Origin of the sequence: Prosthecobacter sp. (genome assembly GCF_044222345.1) — a bacterium.
Taxonomy (GTDB): domain Bacteria; phylum Verrucomicrobiota; class Verrucomicrobiia; order Verrucomicrobiales; family Verrucomicrobiaceae; genus Prosthecobacter.
Map to the genome: position 1 here is coordinate 16,124 of NZ_JBGANL010000048.1, position 25,484 is coordinate 41,607.

The 25,484-nt window shown below is 61.5% G+C and carries 26 protein-coding genes and 1 tRNA gene; 10 read left to right on the plus strand and 17 right to left on the minus strand.

Annotated elements, in window-relative coordinates:
• Positions 1–2 precede the first annotated feature (2 nt).
• Positions 3–1,217: a bifunctional 3,4-dihydroxy-2-butanone-4-phosphate synthase/GTP cyclohydrolase II gene (locus tag ACILSL_RS20855; RefSeq protein WP_395733998.1), complete on the minus strand. Its 1,215-nt coding sequence runs from the start codon at positions 1,215–1,217 to the stop codon at positions 3–5.
• Positions 1,218–1,350: 133 nt separating this feature from the next.
• Here ACILSL_RS20855 and hprK point away from each other — a divergent pair, with 133 nt between their 5' ends.
• Both hprK and ACILSL_RS20865 read left to right on the plus strand, forming a co-directional pair.
• Entirely contained in the window at positions 1,351–2,319 is a 969-nt protein-coding gene (gene hprK, locus ACILSL_RS20860; protein ID WP_395733999.1) for an HPr(Ser) kinase/phosphatase, read from the plus strand.
• 23 nt (positions 2,320–2,342) lie between these two features.
• A complete protein-coding gene (locus tag ACILSL_RS20865; protein WP_395734000.1) occupies positions 2,343–2,615 on the plus strand; it encodes an HPr family phosphocarrier protein in 273 nt (90 codons plus the stop codon).
• A gap of 150 nt (positions 2,616–2,765) precedes the next feature.
• Here the strand turns inward: ACILSL_RS20865 and ACILSL_RS20870 are convergent, their stop codons facing one another.
• From ACILSL_RS20870 to ACILSL_RS20895, 6 genes are all read right to left on the minus strand, one after another.
• Positions 2,766–3,023, minus strand: coding sequence for a hypothetical protein (locus tag ACILSL_RS20870; protein WP_395734001.1), 258 nt, complete (start codon positions 3,021–3,023; stop codon positions 2,766–2,768).
• A gap of 98 nt (positions 3,024–3,121) precedes the next feature.
• A complete protein-coding gene (gene rpsI / locus ACILSL_RS20875) occupies positions 3,122–3,514 on the minus strand; it encodes a 30S ribosomal protein S9 (protein ID WP_300932163.1) in 393 nt (130 codons plus the stop codon).
• A gap of 22 nt (positions 3,515–3,536) precedes the next feature.
• A complete protein-coding gene (gene rplM / locus ACILSL_RS20880) occupies positions 3,537–3,968 on the minus strand; it encodes a 50S ribosomal protein L13 (RefSeq protein WP_395734002.1) in 432 nt (143 codons plus the stop codon).
• Between the two features lie 166 nt (positions 3,969–4,134).
• Positions 4,135–4,995 (minus strand): alpha/beta hydrolase, encoded by an 861-nt coding sequence (locus ACILSL_RS20885; RefSeq protein ID WP_395734003.1) that lies wholly within the window; start codon positions 4,993–4,995, stop codon positions 4,135–4,137.
• Between the two features lie 218 nt (positions 4,996–5,213).
• Positions 5,214–8,432 (minus strand): preprotein translocase subunit SecA, encoded by a 3,219-nt coding sequence (secA, locus tag ACILSL_RS20890; RefSeq protein WP_395734004.1) that lies wholly within the window; start codon positions 8,430–8,432, stop codon positions 5,214–5,216.
• Between the two features lie 86 nt (positions 8,433–8,518).
• Positions 8,519–8,785, minus strand: coding sequence for a hypothetical protein (locus tag ACILSL_RS20895; RefSeq protein ID WP_395734005.1), 267 nt, complete (start codon positions 8,783–8,785; stop codon positions 8,519–8,521).
• 147 nt (positions 8,786–8,932) lie between these two features.
• On the opposite strand from ACILSL_RS20895, the gene ACILSL_RS20900 reads away from it, so the two are divergent.
• Together ACILSL_RS20900 and ACILSL_RS20905 are read left to right on the plus strand one after the other, a co-directional pair.
• Positions 8,933–11,248, plus strand: a complete 2,316-nt coding sequence (locus ACILSL_RS20900; RefSeq protein WP_395734006.1) for a hypothetical protein — start codon at positions 8,933–8,935, stop codon at positions 11,246–11,248.
• A complete protein-coding gene (locus ACILSL_RS20905; protein WP_395734007.1) occupies positions 11,245–12,183 on the plus strand; it encodes a hypothetical protein in 939 nt (312 codons plus the stop codon). The genes ACILSL_RS20900 and ACILSL_RS20905 overlap by 4 nt, the downstream gene beginning before the upstream one ends.
• Before the next feature lie 20 nt (positions 12,184–12,203).
• Here the strand turns inward: ACILSL_RS20905 and ACILSL_RS20910 are convergent, their stop codons facing one another.
• Entirely contained in the window at positions 12,204–12,941 is a 738-nt protein-coding gene (locus ACILSL_RS20910) for a heavy-metal-associated domain-containing protein (protein ID WP_395734008.1), read from the minus strand.
• A 115-nt stretch (positions 12,942–13,056) separates the two neighbouring features.
• On the opposite strand from ACILSL_RS20910, the gene ACILSL_RS20915 reads away from it, so the two are divergent.
• The gene (locus ACILSL_RS20915) at positions 13,057–13,575 is read left to right on the plus strand and encodes an RNA polymerase sigma factor (RefSeq protein WP_395734009.1); all 519 of its coding nucleotides are present in this window, start codon (positions 13,057–13,059) and stop codon (positions 13,573–13,575) included.
• Between the two features lie 50 nt (positions 13,576–13,625).
• Here the strand turns inward: ACILSL_RS20915 and ACILSL_RS20920 are convergent, their stop codons facing one another.
• From ACILSL_RS20920 to ACILSL_RS20945, 6 genes are all read right to left on the minus strand, one after another.
• The gene (locus tag ACILSL_RS20920; RefSeq protein ID WP_395734010.1) at positions 13,626–13,937 is read right to left on the minus strand and encodes a hypothetical protein; all 312 of its coding nucleotides are present in this window, start codon (positions 13,935–13,937) and stop codon (positions 13,626–13,628) included.
• 86 nt (positions 13,938–14,023) lie between these two features.
• The gene (locus tag ACILSL_RS20925; protein ID WP_395734011.1) at positions 14,024–14,275 is read right to left on the minus strand and encodes a YHS domain-containing protein; all 252 of its coding nucleotides are present in this window, start codon (positions 14,273–14,275) and stop codon (positions 14,024–14,026) included.
• Between the two features lie 51 nt (positions 14,276–14,326).
• Positions 14,327–15,217, minus strand: a complete 891-nt coding sequence (locus ACILSL_RS20930) for a multicopper oxidase domain-containing protein (protein WP_395734012.1) — start codon at positions 15,215–15,217, stop codon at positions 14,327–14,329.
• Positions 15,218–15,226: 9 nt separating this feature from the next.
• Positions 15,227–16,522, minus strand: a complete 1,296-nt coding sequence (locus tag ACILSL_RS20935; RefSeq protein ID WP_395734013.1) for a multicopper oxidase domain-containing protein — start codon at positions 16,520–16,522, stop codon at positions 15,227–15,229.
• Positions 16,523–16,628: 106 nt separating this feature from the next.
• On the minus strand, positions 16,629–17,006 hold the full coding sequence (locus ACILSL_RS20940; RefSeq protein WP_395734014.1) for a hypothetical protein: 378 nt from the start codon (positions 17,004–17,006) through the stop codon (positions 16,629–16,631).
• 124 nt (positions 17,007–17,130) lie between these two features.
• Complete coding sequence (locus tag ACILSL_RS20945; RefSeq protein ID WP_395734015.1) at positions 17,131–17,979, minus strand: aminotransferase class IV; 849 nt, start codon at positions 17,977–17,979, stop codon at positions 17,131–17,133.
• A 126-nt stretch (positions 17,980–18,105) separates the two neighbouring features.
• Between ACILSL_RS20945 and ACILSL_RS20950 the strand changes: the two genes are divergently transcribed.
• The 5 genes from ACILSL_RS20950 (at position 18,106) to ACILSL_RS20970 (ending at position 21,694) form a co-directional block, all read left to right on the plus strand.
• Positions 18,106–18,180: transfer RNA gene (locus ACILSL_RS20950), tRNA-Gly, on the plus strand.
• Between the two features lie 94 nt (positions 18,181–18,274).
• Positions 18,275–19,132 carry a 50S ribosomal protein L11 methyltransferase gene (locus ACILSL_RS20955; RefSeq protein ID WP_395734016.1) on the plus strand — a complete coding sequence of 286 codons (858 nt, stop codon included), beginning with the start codon at positions 18,275–18,277 and terminating at the stop codon, positions 19,130–19,132.
• Between the two features lie 131 nt (positions 19,133–19,263).
• On the plus strand, positions 19,264–20,241 hold the full coding sequence (locus tag ACILSL_RS20960) for an MBL fold metallo-hydrolase (protein WP_395734017.1): 978 nt from the start codon (positions 19,264–19,266) through the stop codon (positions 20,239–20,241).
• Entirely contained in the window at positions 20,242–20,778 is a 537-nt protein-coding gene (locus ACILSL_RS20965; RefSeq protein WP_395734018.1) for a dihydrofolate reductase, read from the plus strand.
• Between the two features lie 49 nt (positions 20,779–20,827).
• Positions 20,828–21,694: a hypothetical protein gene (locus ACILSL_RS20970; RefSeq protein WP_395734019.1), complete on the plus strand. Its 867-nt coding sequence runs from the start codon at positions 20,828–20,830 to the stop codon at positions 21,692–21,694.
• 189 nt (positions 21,695–21,883) lie between these two features.
• Here ACILSL_RS20970 and ACILSL_RS20975 read toward each other — a convergent pair whose 3' ends face one another.
• The 3 genes from ACILSL_RS20975 to ACILSL_RS20985 form a co-directional block, all read right to left on the minus strand.
• On the minus strand, positions 21,884–23,239 hold the full coding sequence (locus ACILSL_RS20975; RefSeq protein ID WP_395734020.1) for a DUF1501 domain-containing protein: 1,356 nt from the start codon (positions 23,237–23,239) through the stop codon (positions 21,884–21,886).
• Positions 23,240–23,375: 136 nt separating this feature from the next.
• Entirely contained in the window at positions 23,376–24,413 is a 1,038-nt protein-coding gene (locus tag ACILSL_RS20980; RefSeq protein WP_395734021.1) for a P-loop NTPase, read from the minus strand.
• A gap of 162 nt (positions 24,414–24,575) precedes the next feature.
• Positions 24,576–25,484 (minus strand): alpha/beta fold hydrolase (locus tag ACILSL_RS20985; protein WP_395734022.1); only part of this gene is annotated, 909 nt, incomplete at its 5' end.

A 25,484-nucleotide genomic window follows, 5' to 3' on the forward strand; every position in this document is an offset into this window, starting at 1 on the left:
GACTAAAGCTTGTGGCCCATTTTTTTCTTCTTCGTTTCGAGATAGCGGGCGTTCTCGGGTTTGGGCGTGGACTTAACGGGGACTTGTTCGACGATTTCGAGCTTGTGGCCTTCAAGGCCCACGACTTTGCGCGGGTTGTTGGTCATGAGCAGAAGCTTTCGCACCCCCAGGTCGGAGATGATCTGCGCACCGATGCCGTAGTCGCGCAGGTCCATGGGAAAGCCGAGCTTGAGATTGGCCTCCACGGTGTCAAAGCCCTGCTCCTGGAGCTTGTAGGCCATGATCTTGCCGTGCAGACCGATTCCGCGTCCCTCGTGGCCGCGCATGTAGACGATGATCCCCTTCCCTGCGGTGGCGATCTGCTTCATCGCGGCATGCAGCTGGCTGCCGCAATCGCAGCGGCGGGAGGAAAACACATCTCCGGTGAGGCATTCGCTGTGCACCCGCACGAGCACAGGCTCATCAGGCGTGACATCTCCCATGACGAGCGCCACGTGGTGCACGCCATCGAGGCTGCTCTTGTAAAGGTGCAGCTTGAACGTGCCGAAATCGGTGGGCATGTCCACGACCTCGATCTTTTCCACCAGCTTCTCGCTCAGGCGGCGGTGCGCGATCAAGTCGGCGATGCTGCACATCTTGAGGGCGTGCTTCTTGGCAAATTTCTTCAGGTGCGGCAGACGCGCCATGGTGCCGTCTGCGTTCATGATCTCGATGAGCACCCCGGCTTCACGCAGTCCGGCGAGGCGGGCCAGATCCACGGCGGCCTCGGTATGCCCCGCACGGCGCAGCACGCCACCCGGCTTGGCCACCAGCGGATTGATGTGGCCGGGCTGCACGAGGTCCTCCGGCTTGCTTTTGGGATCGGCCAGCAGGCGGATGGTGCGGCAGCGGTCGGCCGCACTGATGCCAGTGCTGATGCCTTTGGCAGCATCCACGGTCACGGTGAAGTCGGTGCGGAAGGCCTCGCGATTTTCCGGCACCATGCTGGGCAGGTTCAGCTTCTCGGCGATTTCGAGGGAGACCGGCACGCAGAGCATGCCGCCGCCCTGCCGCACCATGAAATTCACCATGTCAGCGGTGATTTTTTCGGCGGCACAGATCAGGTCCCCCTCATTTTCACGGTCCTCGTCATCGGTGACTATGACCATGCGGCCAGCGCGAATGTCTGCGAGGACAGACTCCACGGAGTCGAAAGCGGATTCCTTTTTGCGGGGCATGATAGAGGTATAAAAGAGCCAGTGCCACGTGTTGCGGCGTCAGGGTCGGATGATTTAACCGGTTGGAGACTGTTTTCCAGTGCGAGTTGCTTTTTCGTTGCTGTCTTTGAGGAGCTTCGCGTAATGTCAAGTCATGCCTCCTCCAACCAAAGTCAAACGCCCGTCATCCGTGACGGTGGGGGAGTTTTTCAGCCTGAATGAAAAATCGCTCAAGCTCAAGCTGATCGGCAGTGATGCGGGCTACACGCGCAAGATCAACGAGCCTTCGGTGAACCGCCCCGGTCTGGCGCTTTCCGGCTTTTTCACCTACTTCGCCTACAAGCGCGTGCAGGTCATCGGCAATTCGGAGTGCTCCTTTCTGGAAGGCCTGGACCCCAAGCTGCGTGCGGCGCGCTTCAGCCAGCTATGCTCCTGGGACATCCCCTGCATCGTCATCGCTCGCGGGCACCGCATTGACGATGAACTGGTCCAGATCGCCAATGAGGCAGGCATCTCCGTCTTTCAGACCAGCATGATGACCATGAAGTTCCTCAATGCGGCCACCATCAAGCTGGAGTGGGCCTTTGCTCCCACCCTGCTGGTGCATGGCTGCCTGGTGGACGTGCAGGGCCTCGGCGTGCTCATCCAGGGAGACAGCGGCTGCGGTAAAAGCGAAAGCGTCATCGGCCTGCTCCAGCGTGGTGCCAGCCTCGTGGCGGATGATGCCGTGCGGCTGCGCCTGATCGAAGACCGCGAGGTCATCGGCTCCGCTCCGGACATCACCCGTGGGATGATCGAAATCCGCGGTCTGGGCATTCTGAATGTGGCGGCGCTCTTCGGCGTCAGCGCGGTGCGCCTGAGCAAACGCCTGGATTTGATCGTGGAACTCGTGCGCGGAGCCAAAACCGAAGACTTGGAGCGCGTGGGGGTGAACAACGACACCCGCGAGATCATGGGCCTCAAGATCGGCCGGGTGGCGCTGCCGGTGGAACCGGGCCGCGACGTGGCCGGACTCATTGAACTGGCCGCCATCAATTTTAAATTACGCACCTTTGGCTACAACAGCGCCGTAGAGTTTGACCAAAGGTTGTTGAAAAAGATGACGGATGATCAATTAGGTTAACAGCAGCCCCTTCCCTCACCACCATGAGCATTCAAAAAGAACTGACGATCCGCAACAAAATGGGCATGCATGCACGCCCGGCGGCGCAGTTCGTCAAGCGTGCCAGCAAGTATCAGTGTGACGTCTGGGTGGAGAAAGACGACGAGCCCGTGAACGGCAAAAGCATCATGGGCCTCATGATGCTGGCTGCGGGCCGTGGTGAGACGATCAAAATCATCGCCGACGGCAACGACGCCGAGGCTGCCGTGGCAGATCTCGAAGAGCTCGTCACCTCCGGCTTTGGCGACGCGGAATAGAGTACGATGGGCACTCCTGCCCGTCGGTCAGCGCTACCGCCAGCATGCTGGCTCACGATTCACTGCACACGGTGCGTGGGGAGTTCCATGACGCTGCTGTAGCATCCTTGTAGGTCAATCCGTTCTGCATTTACCGCAGCGCACACCCCATTATTTCTTCGGCACCGCAGGCTTCCTGGCTGACACGCGGATCTCGGTATCCTCATCCACCACGGGCGGAGGCGGCTCTTTCAGCATCTGCAGCATCATCACCCCGATGAGGTAAATCAGGCCGCCGCCGATGCCGGCACCGATGGCGATGAAACGCCGCTGCCAGGTGTGCTCCTGATCAATGGCGTACCAGAAGCGCATGCAAAACAAGATCCAGATGACGCTGGCACCGAGAACAAGGAGATGACCTGAAGACATAAGGATGATTCTGGCGCGAAATACTGCCGCCAGCGACAGAAAAAACAAAACCCCGCACAGGGCGGGGTTTTGCACACATCGAGCTAAAAAAGAGTCGATTAACGCTTGGAGAACTGGAAGCGTTTGCGGGCGCCTGGGCGACCTGGCTTCTTACGTTCCTTGGCGCGGGAGTCACGGGTCAGCAGACCGTTCTGCTTGAGGACACCGCGAAGCTCTGGGTTCACGCCGATGAGGGCGCGAGCGATGCCGAGACGAACGGCACCCACCTGGCCGGTGCAGCCACCGCCGCTGGCGTTCACCTTGAAGTCATACGTCTGGCGGGAATTCGTGAGGGCCAGCGGGAACAGAATCTGATTCTGCAGAGCGACGGTCGGGAAGTACTCTTCGAAGTCGCGTCCGTTGACGGTGATGCTACCGGCTCCTTCAGTGATGAAGACGCGGGCGATGGCGGTCTTGCGGCGGCCGGTGGTGGTTTTGAGAGGCTTGCTCATGCGATAGGTAACAGGGAAAAAATTAAGCGACGGCGAAAGGCTTTGGATTCTGCGCCTCATGCGGATGCTCTGCACCTGCATAGATCTTCAGCTTGCCAAGGACCGAACGGCCAAGACGGTTGTGGGGGACCATGCCCTTCACAGCGCGCTCGACGAGAAGCTGAGGACGGCGGGCGCGGACGCGCTCAACGTTTTCGATCTTCTGATTGCCGACGTAGCCAGCCTTCGAGGTGTAAATCTTCTGGATTTCCTTCTTGCCGCTGAGGCGGACTTCGGCGGCGTTCAGAACGACCACGAAATCACCGGTGTCAACGTGCGGGGTGAAGGTAGGCTTGGTCTTGCCGCGCAGGAGGTTGGCGGCTGCGACTGCGACGTCTCCAAGAATTTGGTTCTTGGCGTCGATGACCCACCATGTGGGGTTCTGCTCCTGGGCTTTTGCTGAAAACGTCTTCATTAGTGCTGTGTACGAAATATCTTCCGACTGGGAAAGAAGGGGCCGCGATGGTAAGAGGATTGGGGGATGTGTCAAGGTGGAAACCAAGTTATTCACAGTGAAAAGTGACTTGGCCGCGCATTTTGGGCCGATTGCCCGGCCCAATGAGGCTTCGAACCCTTGATTTTCACTTCCGCCACAGCCATTTCATCGCCTCCGGGAAGAGGCTCGCGCCGTGTTTGCTGTTATGTGCGCCGTCGCCGAAGGTGAAGGTATAATCGTACTTCTGGTAGGCCAGCGCCTTGGCCATCTGCTGATTTGCCAGCGGCCAGTTGCCGTAGGGATTATCGAGATCGCTGCTGCCATCCTGAAGATACACGCGCAGCGGTTTGCGCTCCGTGAGGCGGATGATGGAAGGATAGACATGCCCGCCCGCGAGATCGACGTAGCTGCCGATGGTAGAGAAGACCTTGCGAAACTTGTCCGGACGCTCCCATGCCACCGTGAAGGCGCAGATCGCCCCGCTGCTGGCTCCGGCGATGGCCCAGCCCTCGGGGTTTTCGGTCAGCTTGTAGTCCTTCTGGACCTGCGGAATGATTTCCTCGAGCAGGAAGCGCGCATACACATCCCCCAGCGTGTTGTATTCCCTGCCCCGGTTGTTGTTCTTCCATGCGCTCTGCGGCTTCGTTTCACCGCTGTGGCCGGGATTGATGAAGATGGCGATGGTGGGCGGCATGTCGCCGCTGGCGATGAGGTTATCAAACACCACCGGCACCCGCCATGCACCCTTCAGGCCCACGTAGTCATGCCCATCCTGAAACACCATCAGGTTGGCCGGCTGCTCGGGTTTGTATTGGGCGGGGACGTAGATCCACCAGTCACGCTTCGTGCCCGCGTAGATCTTCGACTCATGCACCGGCATCGGGATCACCTTCCCTTTTGGCACGTCCGGTTTCTCCTGCGAGAGAGGTCCGAGTTTGTAGTCATCCACCGCGAGGGCGGAAAAGGAGAGTGAGAGGAGGAGCGGTAGGAGAAGGCGCGGAGTCATGGCTGGGCAAACATGATGAGGATTAGCAGCGCGGGCGTCAAGAAAGACCGCCCTTGCGTCTTCGCCTTCCAAGCAGCGAAGTTGTCTTTTCCATATCAGCGAGGTCATGCGGCATCAGCACACGCCAGCCCTGACCGCGGGCAAAAAAAAACGCGACAGCAGGCGGGACTGCTGTCGCGTTGGGGAGATTTAGAAAGTTGCGGCGCAATTGGGCTACTTTACGCCATTCGTCCGCAGCACTGCTTGTACTTCTTCCCGCTGCCGCAGGGGCATGGGTCGTTGCGGCCAACGGCGCTGGCGGCGGGCTTGGGTCGGGCGACGTTGCTGGGGAGGATGAGGCGGGGACCGTCGCGGCCCGGATTGGGGGCGGCTTCGGGCTTCTCCTCTTCCTCTACTTCTTCACGGCGCTGGGGCGCTTCGTTTTCACCGCCCTGCAGGGCCATCTGGGCCAGGAACTGCTCAAACGCGGCCAGTTGCTGCGTGCTGCGGAAGAGGTTGCCCAAGACTTCGCCGTTGATGTTGTTCATCAGTTCCGCGAAGATCGTGAAGGCCTCCTGTTTGAACTCGATGAGCGGATCTTTCTGGCCGTAGGTGCGCAGGCCGACACCTTCCTTCAGCGCATCCAGCGCGTACAGGTGCTCCTGCCACAGGCGGTCGATGGCGTTGAGGAGGATCATCTTCTCGATCTCCTGCAAGGCGGTCGGATTGGCGTTGCCCACCTTCACCTCGTAGGCACCGAGGATCTTGTCCTTCAGGTAGGCGGACTTGGCTTCGAAATCGAGCTTCTTGAAGTCGTCGTCCAGCGTGCGCAGGCCCACGGGGAAGGTCATGTTCACCCAGGCGAGCAGGCCTTCGTAGTCGGCTTCGTCGTCCTTGATGTCCTTGGACACAAAGGCGCCCAGGCGCTCGGTGACGCCCTTTTCCACGGCCTCATTGATGAGGATGCGGGTGTCGTTGCTGTTGAGCACGTCGTTGCGCCATTCATAGACGACCTCGCGCTGCTGGTTCATCACGTCATCGTATTCGAGGACGCGCTTGCGCCAGACGTAGTTGCGCTGCTCCACGCGTTTCTGCGCGGTTTCCACGCTGCGGTTCAGCCATGGGTGCTGGAGTTCCTCACCCTCCTTCATGCCAAAGCGTTCCATCATCTTCGTCATGCGCTCGGCGGCACCGAAGTTGCGCATGAGGTCATCCTCAAAGCTGAGGAAGAATTTGCTCTCGCCGGGGTCCCCCTGACGGGCGGAACGTCCGCGCAACTGGCGGTCCACACGGCGGCTTTCATGGCGCTCCGTGGCCAGCACGAAGAGGCCGCCGAGTTCGGCGACGCCTTCACCCAGCTTGATGTCCGTACCACGACCCGCCATGTTGGTCGAGATGGTCACCGCGCCGCGATGTCCGGCACGGGCGACGATTTCGGCCTCCTGGCGGTGATACTTCGCATTGAGCACGTTGTGCGTGATCTTCTTCAGCTTGAGCATGCGCGAGACCATTTCCGAGGCTTCGACGCTGGCGGTGCCGACGAGGATCGGCTGGCCCTTGGCGTTGAGCTCCTGGATCAGCTCGATCACGGCGGCGAATTTCTCGCGGCGTGTCTTGTAGATGCTGTCGTTGTGATCCTTGCGCTTCACCGGACGATTCGTCGGGATGGTGAGCACATCGAGATTGTAGATGTCGTGGAACTCGGCGGCGTCGGTTTCCGCCGTGCCGGTCATGCCGCCCAGCTTTTGGTAAAGACGGAAGTAGTTCTGAATCGTGATGGTGGCGAGCGTCTGGGTTTCGGCGTCGATCTGCACGCCTTCCTTCGCCTCCACGGCCTGGTGCAGGCCATCGCTCCAGCGGCGTCCGGCCATCTTACGCCCCGTCTGCGCATCGACGATGACGACCTTGTTCTCCTCGACCACGTACTCGACGTCCTTCTCATAGAGGCAGAAGGCACGCAGAAGCTGGCTGATCTGGTGAATGCGCTGGCCCTGGTGGGAAAGGCGGTCCTGCATCTCCGTCTTCTTGCGGGTGCGGGCTTCTTCAGAGAGCGTCATGTCGCCGTCGATCTCCGAGTACACCGTGGCGATGTCCGGCAGCACGAAGGCGTCCGGCTCGTCGGGGCTGAGGAAATTGCGGCCCATCTCGGTGAGATCGGCGTCGTGGGATTTCTCCTCGATGAAGTAGTACAGCTCTTCCTTGAGCTTGAAGAATTCCACCTTCTGCGTGTCGGCGTAGAGCGAGAGCTCGGCCTTTTCCATGGCACGGCGGAGTTCCGGGTCCTCCATGCAGCGTGCAAGCGCACGGTTCTTCGGCTGGCCCATGTGCACCTGGAAGAGCTTCAATCCGGCCTGCTCCAAATGACCTGCGGCGGCGGCTTCCTTGGCTTCTGTGATGAGGCGGTTGCAAAGCGTGTTCTGGCGGCGCACAAGCTGATCCACCAGGGGCTTATAACGCTCATACTGGTGATTGCTCTCCGCAGCCATGACAGGACCGCTGATGATCAAAGGCGTACGGGCTTCATCAATGAGGACGGAGTCCACTTCGTCCACGATGGCGAAGTAGTGGCCGCGCTGCACCTGCTGCTCCTTGCTGGAGGCCATGCCGTTGTCGCGCAGGTAGTCGAAGCCGAACTCGCTGTTCGTTCCATACGTGATGTCCGCCTGATACTGGTCGCGGCGCAGGTGGCTTGGCTGGTCGTTCTGAATGCAGCCGACCGTGAGGCCGAGGTACTTGTAAAGGCTGCCCATCCACTCGCTGTCACGACGTGCGAGGTAATCATTCACCGTGATGACGTGCACGCCACGGCCGGTGAGCGCGTTCAGATACACCGGCAGCGTACCGACCAGCGTCTTCCCTTCCCCGGTCGCCATTTCAGCGATCATGCCGCGGTGCAAGGCCACACCACCGACAAGCTGCACATCGAAGTGCACCATGTTCCAGCCCAGCGGCTGGTCGCAGACCATGATCTCGCGTCCGCACATGCGGCGGGCGGCGTTTTTCACCACGGCGTAGGCTTCGGGGAGAATGTCATTGAGCATCTTCGCCTCGATCGCGGCGAAGTCCGGCTGGATGGCGTTCCAGGCTTCACGTGCGCGGTCGATGCGCGCCTTCTTGTCATCCAGGGCGGCGCCGTTCCAGGCTGCGCTGGCGAGGTAATCATTTTCCAGCGCCGGGAAATGCGGCTTCAGGGCGGTGAAATATTTCTCCACGGCCTCCAGGCAGGCGTCCACCTCAGCCTCGTTCGCGATGCGCAGGCTCACCCCGCCGAGGAATGGCGGCGTGTGAAAGGCGCGGAACTGGGCCTGCCATTTCTGGGTGCGTTGCTGCAGCGCTTCCTCCGGTTCGTTTTGAAGCTGGGCTTCGATGCGGTTGATCTCGGCCACCGTAGGTTGAAGCTTGCGCACAGTGCGCTGGTTCTTGGTGCCGATGATTTTTTTGATGATCCAGTTGAACATGGGGAAATGAAATACGCCGCCCGGCGCACAATGGCCGGGTCATGGGGGAGGCCGAATGTGGCGGATGTCAGCCAACGCGCAAGGACTCAAACAGCCTGTCTCGCCGGGGTCGTGCGAAAGACGAGTTCCTTCACCCGGCGCGGAATCATGGCACTTTTCACCACTTCCGGCTTCACGCTGCGCAGGAAATCGAGCAAAATCACCGGTGATTCCACGATCATCCGCTCGATCTGGTCACGCCGGTGCGTCCAGCGTGAGTTGCGGTGCAGGTAGTCGAGGTCGGCGAGGATTTCATCGACATCGCCCTCGCTGAAGCCAGCGAGCTGAAACGCATAGGGATCGTATAAAGGCATGGCGGCTGCGGTCTTGGAACGAGCGCAGACCAAATCGAGAATGCGTGATTCGACAAGCGCTTCCATCTTCAATTTTTTGACAACCACTGCAATTGAGAGCGGTTGAGATGTAGCTTTTCACCGCGCTTCACGTTTAACTGGCACCGCATGCCCCGCATTCTCTGGCAAAATACGGACATCACCTGGCTCGCCGCCCTGGTGGTTCTTCTTGTCATCGGGTTGCTCTGGCTCGGCTACCGCCGCTCTCCGCTGCGTGGCTGGCGCAAACTCGCGGCGATGTCCTGCAAGCTCGCCGCCCTCGCCCTGCTGGCGCTCTGCCTGCTCGATCCGCTGTGGACCAAGCAGCAGCCGAAGAAGGGCGAAAACGAAGTCATCGTGCTGGTGGACACCAGCGCCTCCCTGGAAACTGCGGAAAAACCGGGCGAGGCCACCCGCGCTGCCCAAGTCTCCGCCGCGCTGAACTCCGGCACGGAAGATGCCGCGTGGATCAAATCACTGAGCGAGGACTTCCGCCTGCGCCTCATGACCGTGGGCGCACAGACACAAAGCGTGCCGCACTTCCGCGCCTTGAAGTATGACGGTTCCCGCTCCGATCTCTGCCGCACGCTCATGCCCCTGCGCAGCGGCGGCTCGAATCTCGCCGCCGTGGTCTTAATCAGCGATGGCAACGCCACCGATGCCTCCACCTGGAAGGCGGAGGCCAAGGGTGCTCCCATTTTCACCGTGCTGGCCGGCAAGAACGCCCCCTCCCCCGATCTGGCGATCCTCGATGCCACCGTGGCGACGAGTCCTTTTGAAGACGCGCCTATCACCCTCACCTCGCGTGTGTCTGCCCAGGGGCTCAATGGCAAACAGGCCACGCTTTCCGCGCTCGATGAACAGGGCAAAGCCATCGTGACCGAAAAAGTCACCTTCAATGGCAGCACGCCGCAGACGGTGCGCCTGCGCATCCCGGTGGCCAAGCCCGGTGTGTCCTTCCATAAACTGGAACTCAAGGCCGAAGGCGTCAGCGAAGCCACGCTGGCGAACAACACACGTTTATTAGAGGCGGATCGTGGCTCAGGCCCCTACCGGGTGCTCTATATCGCCGGCAGGCCGAACTGGGAGTACAAATTCCTGCGCCGCGCCATCGCCGCGGATGACGACATCCAGATGCCCAGCCTCGTCCGCATCGCCAAACGTGAGCCCAAGTTTGAATGGCGCGGTCATGCCGGAGAGAGCGCCAACCCCTTGTTTCGCGGTTTTGGCGCGAAGGAAGGCGAAGAAGCGCAGCGCTATGACCAGCCGGTGCTCATCCGTCTTGGCACCCGCGATGCCAAGGAACTCAGCGACGGCTTCCCCAAGGCTGCCGAAGATTTGTTCAGCGAATACCGCGCCATCATCATCGACGATCTCGAAGCCGGCTTCTTCACCCAGGAGCAGATGCATCTCATTCAGCGCTTCGTCAGCGAGCGCGGCGGTGCCCTGCTCATGCTCGGCGGGCAGGAGTGCTATCAGGCGGGCGGTTATGATCACACGCCCATCGGCAGCATGCTCCCAGTGTATTTAGACCGCACCACCACGGCAGGCCCGATGCTGGATGCGCGCTTCAATTTGACGCGCGAGGGCTGGCTGGAGTCCTGGATGCGGCTGCGCACGGATCGCGAGGAGGATGAGAAGCGCCTCTCTGCCATGCCCTCCTTTTATGCCATCAATCAAACCTTCGCCATCAAACCCGGTGCCAGCATTCTGGCCACGGTGTCCGATTCAGCGCAAACCACCCTGCCCGCCATCGTCTCCCAGCGTTTCGGCGAAGGCCGCGTGGGCAGCGTGTTGGTGGCCGACCTGTGGCGCTGGGGCATGAACGATGCGGATTCACGCAAGGACATGGAGCGCGCCTGGCGGCAGTTCATGCGCTGGCTCGTGGTCGATGTGGCGGACAGCATCTCTTTCTCCGCCGAAACCGATGCCGCCGACCACGAGCGCGTGAAGCTCTCCGTGCGCGTGCGTGACCGCGCCTTCAAGCCGCATGGCGATGCGCTGGTGAAGATCGAAGTCACGCAGCCCGACGGCAAAAAATCCCAGCTCTTCGCCGAGCCCAGCCTCAAGGAAGCGGGACTGTTTGAAACCGAGTTCTTCTCCTCCGCCTCCGGCAACTACCGCGCCACCGCCACGGTGGAGGACATGGAAAAACACACGCAGCTCGGCCTCAAAACCACCGGCTGGACCTACGGCCCGCAGGCCGAGGAATTCAGCCGCCTCGCGCCGGACAAAGCCTTTCTGCAACGCATCGCCACCGAGACCAGCGGCCAGATGCTCGCGCTCGATGAAATCTCCAAGCTGCCCGAGATGCTGAAGAACATCCGCGTGCCCGTCGAGATCACGCTTTCGACGCCGCTGTGGCATTCGCCATGGTTCTTCCTGGCCCTGCTGTTTTTCATCGGCGCGGAGTGGTTTTTGCGCAGAAAGGGAGGCATGGCATGAGGAAAGAGTTCAAGCTTCTGAGCACCTTGTTCATCACCCTGTGCAGCACGCTGCTGCATGCCGCCCCGCGTGAACTCGATGTCCTCATCGTTCTCGGCGCACCCGGCACGGAGGAGTACGGCAAGAAATTCAAAACGCAGGTGGATGCCTGGACGAACGCCTGCACCAAGGCGGGAATCACGCCCGCAATCATCCGCGGCGAGAAAACCAGCGAAGAACTCGAAAAACGCCTCACCACTTCAGCCCCCACACGCTCGCTGTGGCTCGTCCTCATCGGCCACGGCACCTTTGACGGACGCGAAGCCAAGTTCAGCGCCGAAGGTCCGGACTTTGACGCCAAACAGCTCGCGGGCTGGATCAAGCCGCTGAAGCAGGAGGTCGCCGTGATTCACACCGCCTCGGCCAGCGGCGGCTTTTTGAAACCGCTTTCCGGCAAGGACCGCGTCATCATCACCTCCACCAAAAGCCCGGACGAAGTTTTCTATACGCGCTTCGGTGAATACTTTGCGGATGCCATCGGCGGCCTGCCCGAGGCGGATCTCGATCAGGATAAACAGGTCTCCCTGCTGGAGGCCTTCCGCCACGCCAGCAAAGCCACCACCACCTTCTATGAGAACGACGAACGTCTCGCCACCGAGCACGCCCTGCTCGAAGACAACGGCGACGGCATCGGCACCCGCAGTGAAGTTTTCGGCTCCGACGCGCCCGTCCCCGCCGGCATGGCCGTCGATGGCGAACGCGCCGCGCAGATGGTGCTCGTTTTAAGCGCCGCAGAGCAGCAGCTCACCGATGCCCAGCGCGGCACGCGGGATGCGCTGGAACGCGAATTGAAGGGCTTGAAGGAGCAGCGTGCGAATCTCAAGGAAGACGACTACTACACCAAGCTCGAAGCACTGCTGCGCAAGCTGGGCGAGGTGTATGAGACGAAGTCGTGAAGGTTTGGCACCGCCTGGCATCAGGGATGGATCAGGGCCCATAAGGCCATGACGAGCATGAGGCCATCTTCGATGATGGTGACGGTGGACATGGGCAGATTAAACACCGTGCCGAGACAGGCGCAGCGGATGGCTTTGCCGGAGAGCACGGCCCGGAGCACGCCCAGGAGGCTCACGCCCATGACGAGCGCGGTGGCGGCATTGACCCACACGGGCTGCCAGTGCGCCAGGTAGGCGAGCCCGAGGCTGAGCTCGATGAAGGGATACACGAAGCCGTAGGCGGGCAGCGCCTTGGCCACGAGGTCGTAGCTGCGGTAGGCATCGCTAAACCCGCGCAGGTCGAGCATTTTGAAGAAGGAAAAGGCGATGAAGAAGCCGCCCATGAACAGCCGCATGGAGAGCGCGGGGTCAAAGCGGCCCTGCATGACATTGGCCGCGGCGATGACGAGCAGCAGGTAGCCCACCAGGATGAGGAGCGGGCGGTAGGTGCGGGCGCTTTTAGCCGGCGGCGCGGGCGCTGCGGCCGGGGATGCCGCCGAGGTCGCGGATGCTGCCACCTGGTATTTCCCAAGGGGGCGCAGCCACTCGTTCATTTCTTCGTCGCTGAGGGCGTGCCGGGTGGTGATGGCGGCCTGGGGAGGCTGCAGGGTGACGACGGCCTCGGTGATGTCCGGGTGCCGGAGCAGACGTGAGGTGACTTTCTCCACGCAGGAGGTGCAGGACAGGCCGGTGAGTGCGAATTTTTGTGGGAGGTTCATGGGGTGGCAGTGTTTGAGGTTGGGGTTGAGGTGAAGAGGTGTGCCCCCTTCCTGACTGCACACGCAGCGGATAAAAGATGTTACAGACTTTCTTACGCCTCGTATGATTGGGGTGATGATCCCTGATGCGCTACTCCAGCATTTCGATGCTTTTGTGGGATTTGCACGCTCGCGTACGGGCGACCCCGAGCTGGCGGCTGATCTGGTGCAGGAGTGCCTCCTCAAGACGCTGCGCTCCGGGCAGGTGCCTGCGGACAGCGAGGGGGTGGTGACATGGTTTTACCGTGTGCTGCGTCATGCCATCATTGACGCGCACCGGCGCAGGATGACGCAGGAGAAAGCCATGCCCATGCTCCGGCTGGAGCTGCCGGAGTCCGTGTCTCCCGAGGATGAAAAAACACTGTGTCAGTGTGTCATGAAAATGCTGCCGCTGCTGCCGGAGGCGGACGCGGAACTGCTGAGGCGCATTGACCTCGGCGGGGAGTCGCCCACAGAGATCGCCAAGGCCACTCAGCAGCGCGTCAATACGGTGAATGTCCGTCTCCTGCGCGCTCGGCAGAAACTGCGCGCGCAGGTGGAAAGCATCTGCCGCAGCTGCGCCACGCATGGCTGCCTGGACTGCGACTGCCAGTGAGCAAGACCGCCTGCGGCGCGTGCACAGGCGGCTTTTACCCACGGCGTGGATCAATGGCTTGTGCAGTGGTGCAGCGTGCCGCCGCAGGTCTTGCAGGTGTGCGTGGTGAGGCTGCCGTTTTTCAGCATGGCCACGACTTTGTTTTCACAGTCGGGACAGCTCATGCTGTCAGAGTGCTTCAGGGTCACGAGTCCCTTGGGACCGGTGCCGGTCATGGAGGGAGACATGAAGTGAACGGTGTGGCACTTGGAGCATGTCACCGCGCTGCGGGGCGCAGAGGCGGGCGCCTGGCAGGAGGCCAGCAGCAGGGCGCTGAGTGCACTGATGCCGAGGAGGGTGGTGCGTATGAGTTTCGTTTTCATGGTATGCTAGCGTTTGTTGTTATGTTTTGTCTTTGTCCTGAGCCCCAGGCAGCCGTGGGCCGCCTGGGGAAAGGGTTTGCCGCCGCTTAGAGCTTGGAGAGATACTTGGCCGGATTGGCCTCGAACTTTTTGAGGCAGGGCTTGCAGCAGAATTTGATCTCCTGACCGTTGTACACGGTGCTGACGGGGCCGCCCATGCTGTCGAGGTCATTGCCTGTGACGAGGCAGACTTTCAGCGGGTAGGGCTTGGTGCCGCCGGTGGTGGATGTGCTGGCGCAGGAGACGAGCCCGAGGCTGAGCAGCAGGGTGGCGAGGAGGATGAGGGTGTTTGTTTTCATGGTGGTGTGTGGGTGTTGTTTTTTTGTGCAGAGTTGATGGTTTGAGTTCCATCAAAAGCGGATGATGAGGCCGACTCCGGGGCCGTAGTCGCTGTGGTAGCTGGCAGAGAGGGAGACGTTGCGCGCCAGCGTGAAGTCGGCGGCGGTGCTCCATTCCCAGCGGCTGCCGGTGTCATAAAAAGCGTAGCCGGAGACTCCCAGGCGCGGGGTGAGCTGAAAGCGCTTGGAGAGCTGGAAGCGGCCATTGCCATGGCTGTCCACGGTGAAGTCTGCGAGGACCATGAGCGGCAGGCGGTAGTTGAACCCGGCGATGATGCGGTTTCCGCCGCCATGGTTGGCAAAGCGGAAACCCGCGTAGGCCTGGAAGTTCATGTTGAAGTAGCGCTGGTAGAGCGCGTCCACTTCATGCTCGGTGGTGGGATTGCGCCGCCAGCCCACCTCCCAAGAGAGCAGCAGATTGTTTTTCGGATTCATCCAGGAAATCAGGCCGCTGCTCATCTGCGTCTGGAGCGCTGCCGCGCCCCAGAAATAGCTCATGTCATGGGCGTGCTCGCCAAGTCCTGCGGCGGCGTGATCATGACTGAAAAATGAGAAGGGGCTCGGGCGGTGTGTGGCGTGAGGCGCGGCGGTCATGCCGGTGAGTCCGGCGGCGGCGGCGAGTGTGTCGGCAGGAGTCTCGCTCATGGCATCGCCATGATGAGGCGCGACTGCAGCGCCCTGCTCGTAGCGAAACACCCGGGCCATGCCGCTCATCATGTGGTAGAGGATATGGCAGTGGAACATCCAGTCCTTGTCCTCATTGGCCTCGAATTCGACCAGACGCCTGCCCATGGGCGGGACATCCACGGTGTGCTTCAGAGGAGAGCGTGCCCCGCCGCCCATCAGCAGGCGGAAGAAGTGGCCGTGCAGGTGGATGGGGTGGTGCATCATGCTGTCGTTCACGAGTTCCAGCTAGATGATTTCGACCTTCCTGATCTTGATGTAAGGCTCCTGGGCGATGGTCTTGCCATCGAAACTCCAGACATAGCGCACCATGTCTCCGGTCAGGTGCAGGGTGATCCGGCGGCGGGGCAGTTTGGATGGCAGGGTGGTGTCGTGCGTGGCTTTCAGCAGCTTGTAGGGCGAGCCGGGGCGGGGCAGCCTGAGCGGGGCGCGGGGATCTGCCTCACTCTTCCAGCGAGAGGGCGAGCATCTGGTCCATCTGGTAAAGATTGGGACGCGGCGGGCTGACGGCCCGTGCCGCTCCTCCCTCGCCCAATAAGGCGGAGGCGCCCTCCCCGCTGCCATCCTGGGCGGTGGCACGCAGCTCATACCTCGCCACGGCGGGAATGGTGATGATGAGGTCGTAGGTCTCTGCGATGGCCGTAGAGAAAGCTGCCCACCTGCACGGGCTGCACCGGCGGGCCGTCTGCGGCCACCGTGGTCATGGGCCCGGCGCTGGAACTGAGGTGGGAAGTAGGTGGCCGCCGGGCATTGATGACGCTCGCGCACCCGCTCTCCCGGGTGGCCTGAGATGCGGGTCTGCCGCTGGCCGTTGATCAGGAAGGCGTGGTAGCCCACATCGGAGACGTCCATGGGCACCATGCGGCTCCATTCCCGGCGGAAGTAGTCTTTGAGATTTCCGCGCTGCCATGCGCCGAGGATGCTCTGCGAATTTCTCCGCATGATGCCGAAGTAGTCGCTGCCGCGCATGAGCATGCGCATGACTTCGTATGGATCTGTGTTGGTCCAGTCAGATAGAATGAGCACCTGCTCGCGGTCGGCCTTCACCGGCTCGCCGCCGCGCGGCTCCACGACGATGCCGCCGTACACGCCACTCTGCTCCTGCAGGTGCGTGTGGGAATGAAACCAGTAGGTGCCGCTCTGCCGCAGCGGAAACTCAAAGGTATGGGTGGTTCCGGGCTGGATCGGCGGTGTGGTGACGTGCGGCACGCCATCCTCCTTGTTGGGCAGCAGCAGGCCGTGCCAGTGCGTGGAGGTCTCCTCATCCCGCAGGTCATTGTGGACACGGATGCGGGCAAAGTCTCCTTCACGGAAACGCAGCACCGGCCCGGGGATGCCGCCATTGATGGTGAGGGCACGCACCATCCTGCCCGCCGGGGCCAGGCGCTGCTCGGAGATGTGGAGGTCGTACTCGACGACGCGCTGGCCGGGGGCCGGGGGCGTGTTTTTCTTGCAGGTGTCGCAGGCAAGAGCTGCGCCGGGTGCCAGAAGTACGGCACCGGCCAGAAGAGAGAATGTTTTCACGGGGAAGCTGAATCAGGGCGTTGTGACAAGAGGCCACGCCTGCAAAGCATGAGAGTCCCTGCGGGACCGCGAGATGCAGGCACAGTGCGTCTGTGCTCGGCCGGATTCAGGTCAGCATGGAGCAGAGCAGCACGCTGAGCCGCACATGGGGCCGGGTGATGGCGTGCTCTGCCTCAGCGGGCCGGATCGTGCAGCCCGTGGGTTTTGCCTGGAAAGGTGGGAAATGAAAATCCTGCGAGAGCTCTGTCCAGACCACCTGGGGGATGAAGCTGCGTCCTTCAGAGGCGGGCGGCAGCGATGCGGGAAGGTTCTGGCTAGGGAGAGATGGCTCGGCGCATGCACAGTCTGCCATGCCTGCCTGCTCCAGCCACGCGCAGCATGCCATCTGGCATTTTTCCTCCTGCGGAGAGGCAACGATGATCAGCGGTGCCGACTGCATCAGCAGCACCAGCATCATCAGACCCATCTGGAGGACACGATTCATCTCTGTGTGTAAGAGTGCGCTCTGGCGGTTTTATTTCAAGCTTTTTAAAGCCCTCTTGCTTGCGCCTGGCACCGTCGAAAATGCGGTGTGGCATGAATGGCCTTGAGCGCGGCCACGGCTGCCTTCACGGATCATCACGCCCCGCCACGAAATCCTGAAACGCCTTGGCCACGCGCTGCGTCACGGGACCAGCAACACCCGGCATCTCACGCTGATCAATCTTCGCCAGCGGATGCACATCCCGCGTGCTGGAGGTGAGGAAGGCTTCTTCGCAGGTTTGCAGGGCCTCGATGGGCAGCGCGACTTCCTCCACGGCAATGCCTGCAGCGGCACAGGCTTCCAGCACCAGCGCACGCGTCACACCTGCCAGGCAACCGGAGCTCAGCGGTGGTGTTTTCACCACGCCTGCGCTGACGATGAAAATGTTCGTGCCCGTGCCTTCGCAGAGTTCATCGCGGGTGTTGGCAAAGATCGCCTCCCCTGCCCCTTCCCCGTGGGCCAGCGCCAGGGCGCGCACGTTGTCGCCATAGGAAGTGGATTTGACGCCTGCGAGAGCGCTGCGCTCGTTGCGTGTCCAGGGCACAGTCATCACCGTATCCGTGGGAGGCCAGGGCTTGAGTGCGGTGGCGGCCACGGTCATGGTGGCGGGAGATTCACCACGATCTGATCCCAGCGGGCCATCGCCACTGGTGAGAGTGACGCGGATGCGCGCGTCCGCGAGATCATTCGCCTGCATCGTCGCCTGCATCGCATTCACATAGGTCTCATACTCGGGAGGCGTGATGTTCATCGCCTGGCACGAAGCCACCAGCCGACGCCAGTGCCGTGTGGGCGTGAAGGGTTTGCCGTGGCGTGCCACGAGTGTCTCGAACACACCATCACCTACCAGAAAGCCATGATCGAAGGGAGAGATGCGGGCTTCAGAAGTGCTGACGATGCGGCCATTGATCCAAGTATGCGTGGGAAGATTCACATCAGCAGCATGGCTTGAAAAAAAACATTCTCAACACATGCACTTTGCACTTGCAGGATCTTTTTCATGCGCCAGAATCTCGCCCTCAAACTTTCCGGATCGAACCGAAAACGAACCGAAAAATTTGCGGGTGTAGCTCAGTGGTAGAGCACTTCCTTGCCAAGGAAGATGTCGCGCGTTCGAATCGCGTCACCCGCTCCATCAATCTCCGAAAGATTGATGGCACCAGGTAACCTTCGCCTTTTAAGGCTTCGATTGGTGCCCCAGCAACCTCCCTCCTCACGATTGCACATTCATGTTTGTCTGGTCCAAACTCACAGCTTCACGTTCGGCTGACACATGGGAAGAACGTTTCAACGGCAATCCTGACGGCACCCTCGTCATCAGCAGCTTTCCAGGCCGCAAAATGATCCGCCTGGAATTTTACTGCGAGTCGCAGGCCCCCGCCAAAAAAGTGCAAAAGCAGTACGGGGGTGAGGTGCGTCATTTGAAGCCCCAGAACTGGGCCGCTCATTCCTCACAGACCCCGCCGCCCGTGAAGGTGCGTGATAAATTTGTGATCTGCGCCGCCAAAACCGACGTCGAGGTCAAGCAGGCGCGAGCGAAGTTTCCCAACCGCGAGATCATCGCCGTGCCGGCAGACATGGCCTTTGGCACCGGCCACCATGCCACCACGGCCACGGTGCTGCGTTTGCTCGTCGATGCTGCCCAGGAGCGCCAGGCCGCCGGAAAGAAATGGAGCATGGCAGACCTCGGCTGCGGCAGCGGCATCCTCGCCATCGCCGCAGATAAACTCGGTGCCTCCCGCGTCTGGGGCTGTGACTACGATCCAGCCGCCGTGAAAATCTCGCAGGAAAATGCGGCGCGCAACAACACCCCCAAAGTGCGTTTCACCAAGGTCGACGTCCTCAAGTGGGAGCCGAAGCAGACCTGGGACATCGTGGCCGCGAACATCTTCTTCGACATCTTGGAGTCGGCTTTTCCGCAGATGGTTCGCTCTGTGGCCCCCGGCGGCGTGCTGATGCTCTCCGGCATTTTGAAATCTCAGGCCAAGGACTGCCTCGCCGCTGGAAAGCGCGCTGGCTTTGTGGTGCAGAAGGTCGTCACCAAAGGCAAATGGGTCACAGCTCTAGGCACGGTCAAAAACCGCTGATCTGAGGCAGGGAGGGCTGCGTGAATAAGTTTTGGCGGCACATGTCACGCCTACCGCCACAACATCCTGCACTTAATTCTTGTATTTACGGGACCGGGCGATTTATTATCCATAGATTCAAGCAGCCAATCATGCTTTTCGATCCCGCTTCCTCATCCGGCGGGGCTGGACCCTCTTCCAGCCCCCTCAAAAAGCGCGGCCTGCTCAACAGAGCTCAAACTCAGGGCAATCGCATCGGCCTGCTCCCCACGGAAGGCTGGCGCAAGCGCAACTTCCAGTTCCTCAATGAGGTGCTCATTCCCACCCTGCTTGCCCCGCGTCAGCCGGGCGGGGATTTCGGCCGTCTGCCAGTCGCCATGAGCAATGAGATCGCCGTGACGTGGCTCGGGCACGCCGGCTTCTTTTGCCAGATCGGCGGCGTAAACATCGCCATCGACCCCAACTGGGCGCTGTGGCACGGCCCGGTGAAGCGAGTCCGCCACCCCAGCGTCTGGGCCCATGACCTGCCCCACATCGATCTCGTGCTGGTCACGCATGCGCACTACGACCACCTGCACCTGCCCAGCCTGCGCAAGCTCGCCGCCGCCCAGCCCATCATCGTCCCGGAAGGGGTCGGCAAGGTGGTGCGGAACTGCGGCTTTGGACGCATCGTGGAATTGAAGACCTGGCAGAGCGCCACTTTCCAAGATCTGCGCATCACCCTCACCCCTGCGCGGCACTGGGGCGCCCGGATGATCCATGACACACATCGCCAGTTTGGCGGTTACCTCATCAAGTCCCCCGAGCGCTGCCTCTTCCACTGCGGCGACAGCGCCATGTTTGACGGCTTTCAGGAGATCGGCAAACGCGCCAGCATCGACCTCGCGCTCATGCCTATCGGTGCCTACGATGCCCCCAGCGGCCGGCAGGTGCACATGAATCCCGAGGAAGCCCTGGATGCCTTTCAAATGATGGGCGCTCAGTCCATGATCCCCATGCATCATGACACCTTCCCGCTCGGCGGAGAGCCCCTTCGCGAGCCTGCTGAGCGCCTCGTCAAAGCCGCGATCGAACGACAGCTGGAAGATCGCGTGCGCCTGCTGAGCGAAGGTGAATCCGCCATCTACTGAGTGAGTTCACGCCCGGTACAGACCCTCATCGCCGCTGTTTCAGCGGATGGCTTCATCTCCACCGGTCGGGGCGTGCCCTGGCACCTGCCACGGGACAAAGAACACTTCCGCCGCAGCACCCGCGGCCAGTGGCTGCTCATCGGCCGCCGCACTTATGAGGAAATGACGGGCTGGTTTGAAGACCACCACCCCCTGGTGCTCACGCGCAGCCCCGTGTATATCCCGCCTGCCGGAGAAGTTGTCTCAAGCGTGGCCGAGGCCCTGCAAGTCGCCGCCGCAGGGGGGGCCGCAGAGCTCTTTGTCTGCGGAGGCGGGGAAGCCTACGCCGCCGCCATGCCCTGCGCCGACCGCCTGATCCTGACCCACGTGGACTCCATCCTCGGCAGTGGTATCCCCTTCCCCACGGTGAATCCCGGCGAATGGCGGGAGACCTCACGGCAGGATTTTCCCGCCGACGCCACTCATGCCTACGCCATGAGGTTTTCCACCTACGAGCGCCTCAGGCCACCCGCTCAGCCCTCGGACGGCACATTATAATAATTTCAAGATGAGCAAAATCACCTTTGGGTGTATCTAAGTCTTGCAGATGAACCTTTCCTCCCTGTTCAACCCCGGCTCCGCAGTCGCCCTGCTGGCAACCGCCGTGCTCTGCGTCGGCTGCACAAGCCTCAACACCGCAGCCACTGCCGACAAGTCCGCGACCGCTGACAAAACCGGCAGCAAAGACATTTCGCTGGTGAAGTCTCCCACCGATCTGAGCTTCCTGCTCAGCATGAGTTTCGTGGAGGCCAAGAGCATCTCCACGCAGCAGCTGGAGTTCCCGCCTTACATCAAGATCGCCGCAGACTCGATCCAGGTCTTCAAGTACTCGCCCGATGGCAAGCCCCTCAAAGCGCGCGCCCGGGGCAAGGTCTTCATTGAAATGAATTTCAACGAGCCCGCCAAGGCGCTCTGCCAGGAAGCCTTCATCACCGGAGATGAAATCATCCTGCGCGGCAGCCCCATCCTGCAGCGCGGCGGCAGCATGGTCGAAGGTCTGGACGAAAGCACCATCTTCTACCTCTTCGGCACTTCACTGCGCGTCATCGGTCTGCACAAGGTGAACAATCAGAACGAAATCGCCTCGATGATGCCCACGCTCGGCACCTGGGCCGCCGGCCCCAATCCGCTGCTGCCACCGCTCACGGAAAGCGCTGTCCCCTCCAGCATCCGCGACTCCATGCAGCGTGCCGCCGAGGCTGAAATGCTGCATCAGAAAACCCGCGAGCTCTACGGCCCAGCGGACGCACCGCCTGCCACACCAGCCCCCGCGCAGCCCGAAAAAGCAGCGGACAAACCCAAGTCCCCACCGCCCCCCAAGGTTACCAAAAAACCCAACGTGGAAATCCGCCGCGCCGTGCCCAGCAAGCCCTCCTTCTGGAGCCGCTTCAAGACGGACAAGAGCCGGGTGTGAGTTGGACGATTTCACCGGAGCGCATTCCCCCTTCGTAGGATGGGTGTGGCGTAAGCCCGCCCGTCCATGAGTGTACGGCAAGCACCATGGCGTAGGAACGTCCGCGCAGTCGGGTGGTTTGGCGAAGGGTGTCCAGTGTGCCTGAGAGATCTCTACGCGCCAACCACGCCCAACCTACCGCCGGAAATCTCACCCCACAATCGCCTGCGGCACGCGCCCGTGCACGTCCGTCAGGCGGTAATCACGTCCTGCGTAGCGGTACGTCAGCCTCTCGTGGTCCATGCCCAGGAGGTGCAGGATCGTCGCGTGCACATCGTGCACGTGCATCTTGTCCACCGCCGCTTTGAAACCAAACTCATCGCTCTCACCATAGGCCGTGCCGCCGCGCGCACCACCTCCGGCGAAGAACATGGAGAAACCATGCGGGTTGTGATCCCGACCGTTGCCGTTTTCACTCACCGGTGTGCGGCCAAATTCCCCGCCCCACACGATCAGGGTGTCATCCAGCATGCCGCGTTGTTTGAGGTCACCGATCAGCGCCGCAATCGGCCGGTCGATGTCTGCCGCGAGCCGCCGCGTTGTTTCATCGTGTTTTGAGTGCGTGTCCCAGGGCTGGCCGTTGCCGTAATACAACTGGACGAAGCGCACGCCACGCTCCACCAGACGCCGCGCCATCAGGCAGCCGTTGGAGAAATGGCTCTTGCCATACATCTCGCGCACTTTCGGCGGTTCCAGATTCACATCAAAGGCATCCGTCGCAGCCGACTGCATGCGGTAGGCCGTCTCCATCGCCTGGATGCGACCGTTCAGCGCCACATCCGCTCCACCACGTGTCGCCAGATGCTCCGCATTCAGCGCCTGCATGAGGTCGATCTGCCTGCGCTGATCCGCCTTGCCCAGCTTCTCATTCGTCAGCCACGGGATCATCTTCTGCGGCTCCAGGTTGGAGTGATTGATGTACACCCCCTGATGCTGTGCCGGCAGAAACGCGCTCGTCCACAGCACCGAAAACCGCACCGGCTTGCCCGGGCAGAGCACCACGAAGGAAGGCAGGTTAGCATTCTCATTGCCCAGGCCGTAGCTCAGCCACGAGCCCATGCTCGGCACGCGCTCCGTCATGGTGCCGTTGTTCATCAGCAGCAGCGCCGGGCCGTGGTTCGGATTGTCCGTGTGGCATGAGCGCAGCACGCACAGATCATCCGCATGCTGCGCCAGATTCGGCAGCAGCTCGCTGATCTCCAGCCCGCTCTGCCCATGCTTTGAAAACGCATACGGAGAGGCCAGCAGCCCGCCGGTGGGCCGTTCCGTGCGCAGGTCCGCGCCTTGCGGCTTTTGCCCCGCATACTTCGTCAGCCCCGGCTTCGGATCAAAAAAGTCCGGCCCAAACGGCCCGCCGTTCATGAAGAGCTGGATCACCCGCTTCGCCTTCGGCACAAAGTTCGTGCGGGGCGCGGCATGCAGCGTGGAGGCCAGCCCCAGCGCGCCCAGTCCGCCCCCCATGCGGGAGAGCAGTTCACGGCGCGAAAGTGTGGAGAAATCAGACATGCCCAAGAGTACGCAGGCAAACATCAGGCGCTTGCGCCCATGTGCCACATTCACTCCATCCCGCTTCAGAAACCGCATGATCAACCACGGAATCCATGGATTCCGCAGGCAGCATTCAGCCCCCTCCGCTCCGCCGCTACTTCAGCTTCGCCGCGATCTCCCGGAACGCCTTCGAAGACGCCGACTTCTCTGCATCTTCCAGCGCAATCGGGTGCCCCTCGTCGCCGCACTCACGCACGTGCATCTCGATCGGGATCTGGCCCAGCAGCGGCACGCCGAGGCGTTTGGCCTCGTTCTCACCGCCGCCTTTGCCAAAGATGTGGTACATCTTGCTGTCGCTCGGGCACAGGAAGTAGCTCATGTTTTCGATGATGCCGAGGATGGGCACATTCACCTTCTGAAACATCCCCACCGCCTTGCGCGCATCGATCAGCGCCACCTCCTGCGGCGTCGTCACGATCACCGCCCCGTCCAGCGACACCGTCTGCACGATCGTAAGCTGAATGTCCCCCGTGCCGGGCGGGAGATCCAGCACCAGCACATCCAGATTATCCCACGCCACCTGCCGCAGAAACTGCTGCGTGTAGCGCGTGGCGATCGGTCCGCGCACGATCACCGGCGAGCCATCATCCAGCAAAAATCCCATCGAGATCAGCTGCACGCCATATTTCTCCACCGGTACGATCTGCTGCTCATCATTCTGATACGGCCTCTCGTCCGTGCCAAACATGAGCGGAATGCTCGGCCCGTACAAATCACAGTCACACAGCCCCACGCGCAGCCCGCTCTGGCTCAGCGCGATCGCCAGATTCGAGGCCACCGTGCTCTTGCCCACGCCGCCTTTGCCAGACGCCACGGCGATCACTTTCTTGACTCCGGGAATGCTCGATTTACCCAGCTTTTCAGACGCCGTCACGCCCGCTCCCGGCGGGTCCTTGATGTCAAAATTCAGCTTCACCTCGCCGATCCCCGCCACCTTGTTCAGAACGTCCATCGCCTGCTCATGGATGAGGCGCGGAATGTTCGGGTCACGCGTCGCCACCGAGATGTCGATGGTCACATTCTTCCCTTCAATCTGGATGCCTTTCACGAGGCCAAACGAAATGATGTCACGGCTGAATCCAGGGTAGCGGACGTTGCCAAGGGCGGTGCGGATGTCTTGTTCGGTGGGCATGGGAGGTTGGGATACGTCTCCACCTAGCCCGATGACGCAGCTTTGCAAACACGGAGGGAAACGGGATCAGGCAAAGTTGAGCGCCATTCGCCAAGCTCATTTCCGGCAAGGTGGTCTGGAAATGCCCGATGGCCCCTGGAGGGTCATGATGCCAGCCCTGGACTAAACGCGATTTCCCACGGGCACTTCCTTCTGCAGCGCGGTGGTGATGATCTGCTCGGCATGAGTGATGGGCAGGGAGTAGTGGCCGTCGATCTCTGACCAGCGGGACTCGGCCTGCGGAATGAGCTGGGAGATCTGCTGGGTGTAGGTCCAGGCGATGTTGCGGTCCTGCCTGCCATGCCAGAAGTGGATGGGGAAATTGATCTGGCTGACTTCAAAGCCCCATTCGCTGAGGTAGATGTCGGCATCGGCGATGACGCTGCGGGGGCCGCGATCCAGCGCGCCGAGGGTGGCATCCCGCACCACATCGTAGATGCCGGGCAGCAGCAGCACGCGGCGGTCTTCCTGGCCGAGCAGCTTCATGAGCCAGCGCAGCGGGGCTTTGTGGGGGCTGCCCCTGGCTGCCATGCCGCCCAGGCGCAGGACGAGCCCGAGAATGGTGGGAAAATAATGCCGCAGCTGGATCATGAAGCGGTAGAGCCAGAACATCTGCTGGTCTCCGAGAAACTTCAGCGGGGGCGCACCGCAGATGATGGAGGCGGAGAGCAGGCGCTTGTTCAGCTTCAGCGCGGTGACGAGCACGTAGGGGCCGCCACCCGACCAGCCGATGACGTGGTAGTTGTCCGCGCCCACATGCCTGGCGAGTTGTTCCAGCGTGTCCGGCCAGTCGAGCAGGGTGCGGCGCTGCTGGAAATCGGAGAGGCCGATGCCGGGGCGGTCCGGGCAGATGAGGCGCATGCCGTGCTTTTTGGCATGCTCATGGAAAAGCGAGCCCTGCACGCGTGAGGAGGGCCAGCCATGGAAGTAGAAGGCCACCTCGCCGCAGGGATCACCGTACTCGCCATAGCCCAGCCTGAGGCCATTGGAGAGGGTGAAGGTGTGGTCTGACATGCGGGAGGGGCGCGGAGT

Excerpts from the sequence above, each read along its gene's own strand:
- ACILSL_RS20955 (WP_395734016.1), top strand. The coding sequence starts at position 18,275 with ATGTTTGTCTGGTCCAAACTCACAGCTTCACGTTCGGCTGACACATGG.
- ACILSL_RS20900 (WP_395734006.1), top strand. The coding sequence starts at position 8,933 with ATGCCCCGCATTCTCTGGCAAAATACGGACATCACCTGGCTCGCCGCC.
- ACILSL_RS20865 (WP_395734000.1), top strand. The coding sequence starts at position 2,343 with ATGAGCATTCAAAAAGAACTGACGATCCGCAACAAAATGGGCATGCAT.
- ACILSL_RS20980 (WP_395734021.1), bottom strand. The coding sequence starts at position 24,413 with ATGCCCACCGAACAAGACATCCGCACCGCCCTTGGCAACGTCCGCTAC.
- ACILSL_RS20855 (WP_395733998.1), bottom strand. The coding sequence starts at position 1,217 with ATGCCCCGCAAAAAGGAATCCGCTTTCGACTCCGTGGAGTCTGTCCTC.
- ACILSL_RS20910 (WP_395734008.1), bottom strand. The coding sequence starts at position 12,941 with ATGAACCTCCCACAAAAATTCGCACTCACCGGCCTGTCCTGCACCTCC.
- rplM (WP_395734002.1), bottom strand. The coding sequence starts at position 3,968 with ATGAAGACGTTTTCAGCAAAAGCCCAGGAGCAGAACCCCACATGGTGG.
- ACILSL_RS20870 (WP_395734001.1), bottom strand. The coding sequence starts at position 3,023 with ATGTCTTCAGGTCATCTCCTTGTTCTCGGTGCCAGCGTCATCTGGATC.
- ACILSL_RS20915 (WP_395734009.1), top strand. The coding sequence starts at position 13,057 with ATGATCCCTGATGCGCTACTCCAGCATTTCGATGCTTTTGTGGGATTT.
- ACILSL_RS20970 (WP_395734019.1), top strand. The coding sequence starts at position 20,828 with ATGAACCTTTCCTCCCTGTTCAACCCCGGCTCCGCAGTCGCCCTGCTG.
- ACILSL_RS20905 (WP_395734007.1), top strand. The coding sequence starts at position 11,245 with ATGAGGAAAGAGTTCAAGCTTCTGAGCACCTTGTTCATCACCCTGTGC.
- ACILSL_RS20960 (WP_395734017.1), top strand. The coding sequence starts at position 19,264 with ATGCTTTTCGATCCCGCTTCCTCATCCGGCGGGGCTGGACCCTCTTCC.
- ACILSL_RS20895 (WP_395734005.1), bottom strand. The coding sequence starts at position 8,785 with ATGCCTTTATACGATCCCTATGCGTTTCAGCTCGCTGGCTTCAGCGAG.
- ACILSL_RS20920 (WP_395734010.1), bottom strand. The coding sequence starts at position 13,937 with ATGAAAACGAAACTCATACGCACCACCCTCCTCGGCATCAGTGCACTC.
- secA (WP_395734004.1), bottom strand. The coding sequence starts at position 8,432 with ATGTTCAACTGGATCATCAAAAAAATCATCGGCACCAAGAACCAGCGC.
- ACILSL_RS20885 (WP_395734003.1), bottom strand. The coding sequence starts at position 4,995 with ATGACTCCGCGCCTTCTCCTACCGCTCCTCCTCTCACTCTCCTTTTCC.
- ACILSL_RS20925 (WP_395734011.1), bottom strand. The coding sequence starts at position 14,275 with ATGAAAACAAACACCCTCATCCTCCTCGCCACCCTGCTGCTCAGCCTC.
- rpsI (WP_300932163.1), bottom strand. The coding sequence starts at position 3,514 with ATGAGCAAGCCTCTCAAAACCACCACCGGCCGCCGCAAGACCGCCATC.
- ACILSL_RS20940 (WP_395734014.1), bottom strand. The coding sequence starts at position 17,006 with ATGAATCGTGTCCTCCAGATGGGTCTGATGATGCTGGTGCTGCTGATG.
- hprK (WP_395733999.1), top strand. The coding sequence starts at position 1,351 with ATGCCTCCTCCAACCAAAGTCAAACGCCCGTCATCCGTGACGGTGGGG.
- ACILSL_RS20975 (WP_395734020.1), bottom strand. The coding sequence starts at position 23,239 with ATGTCTGATTTCTCCACACTTTCGCGCCGTGAACTGCTCTCCCGCATG.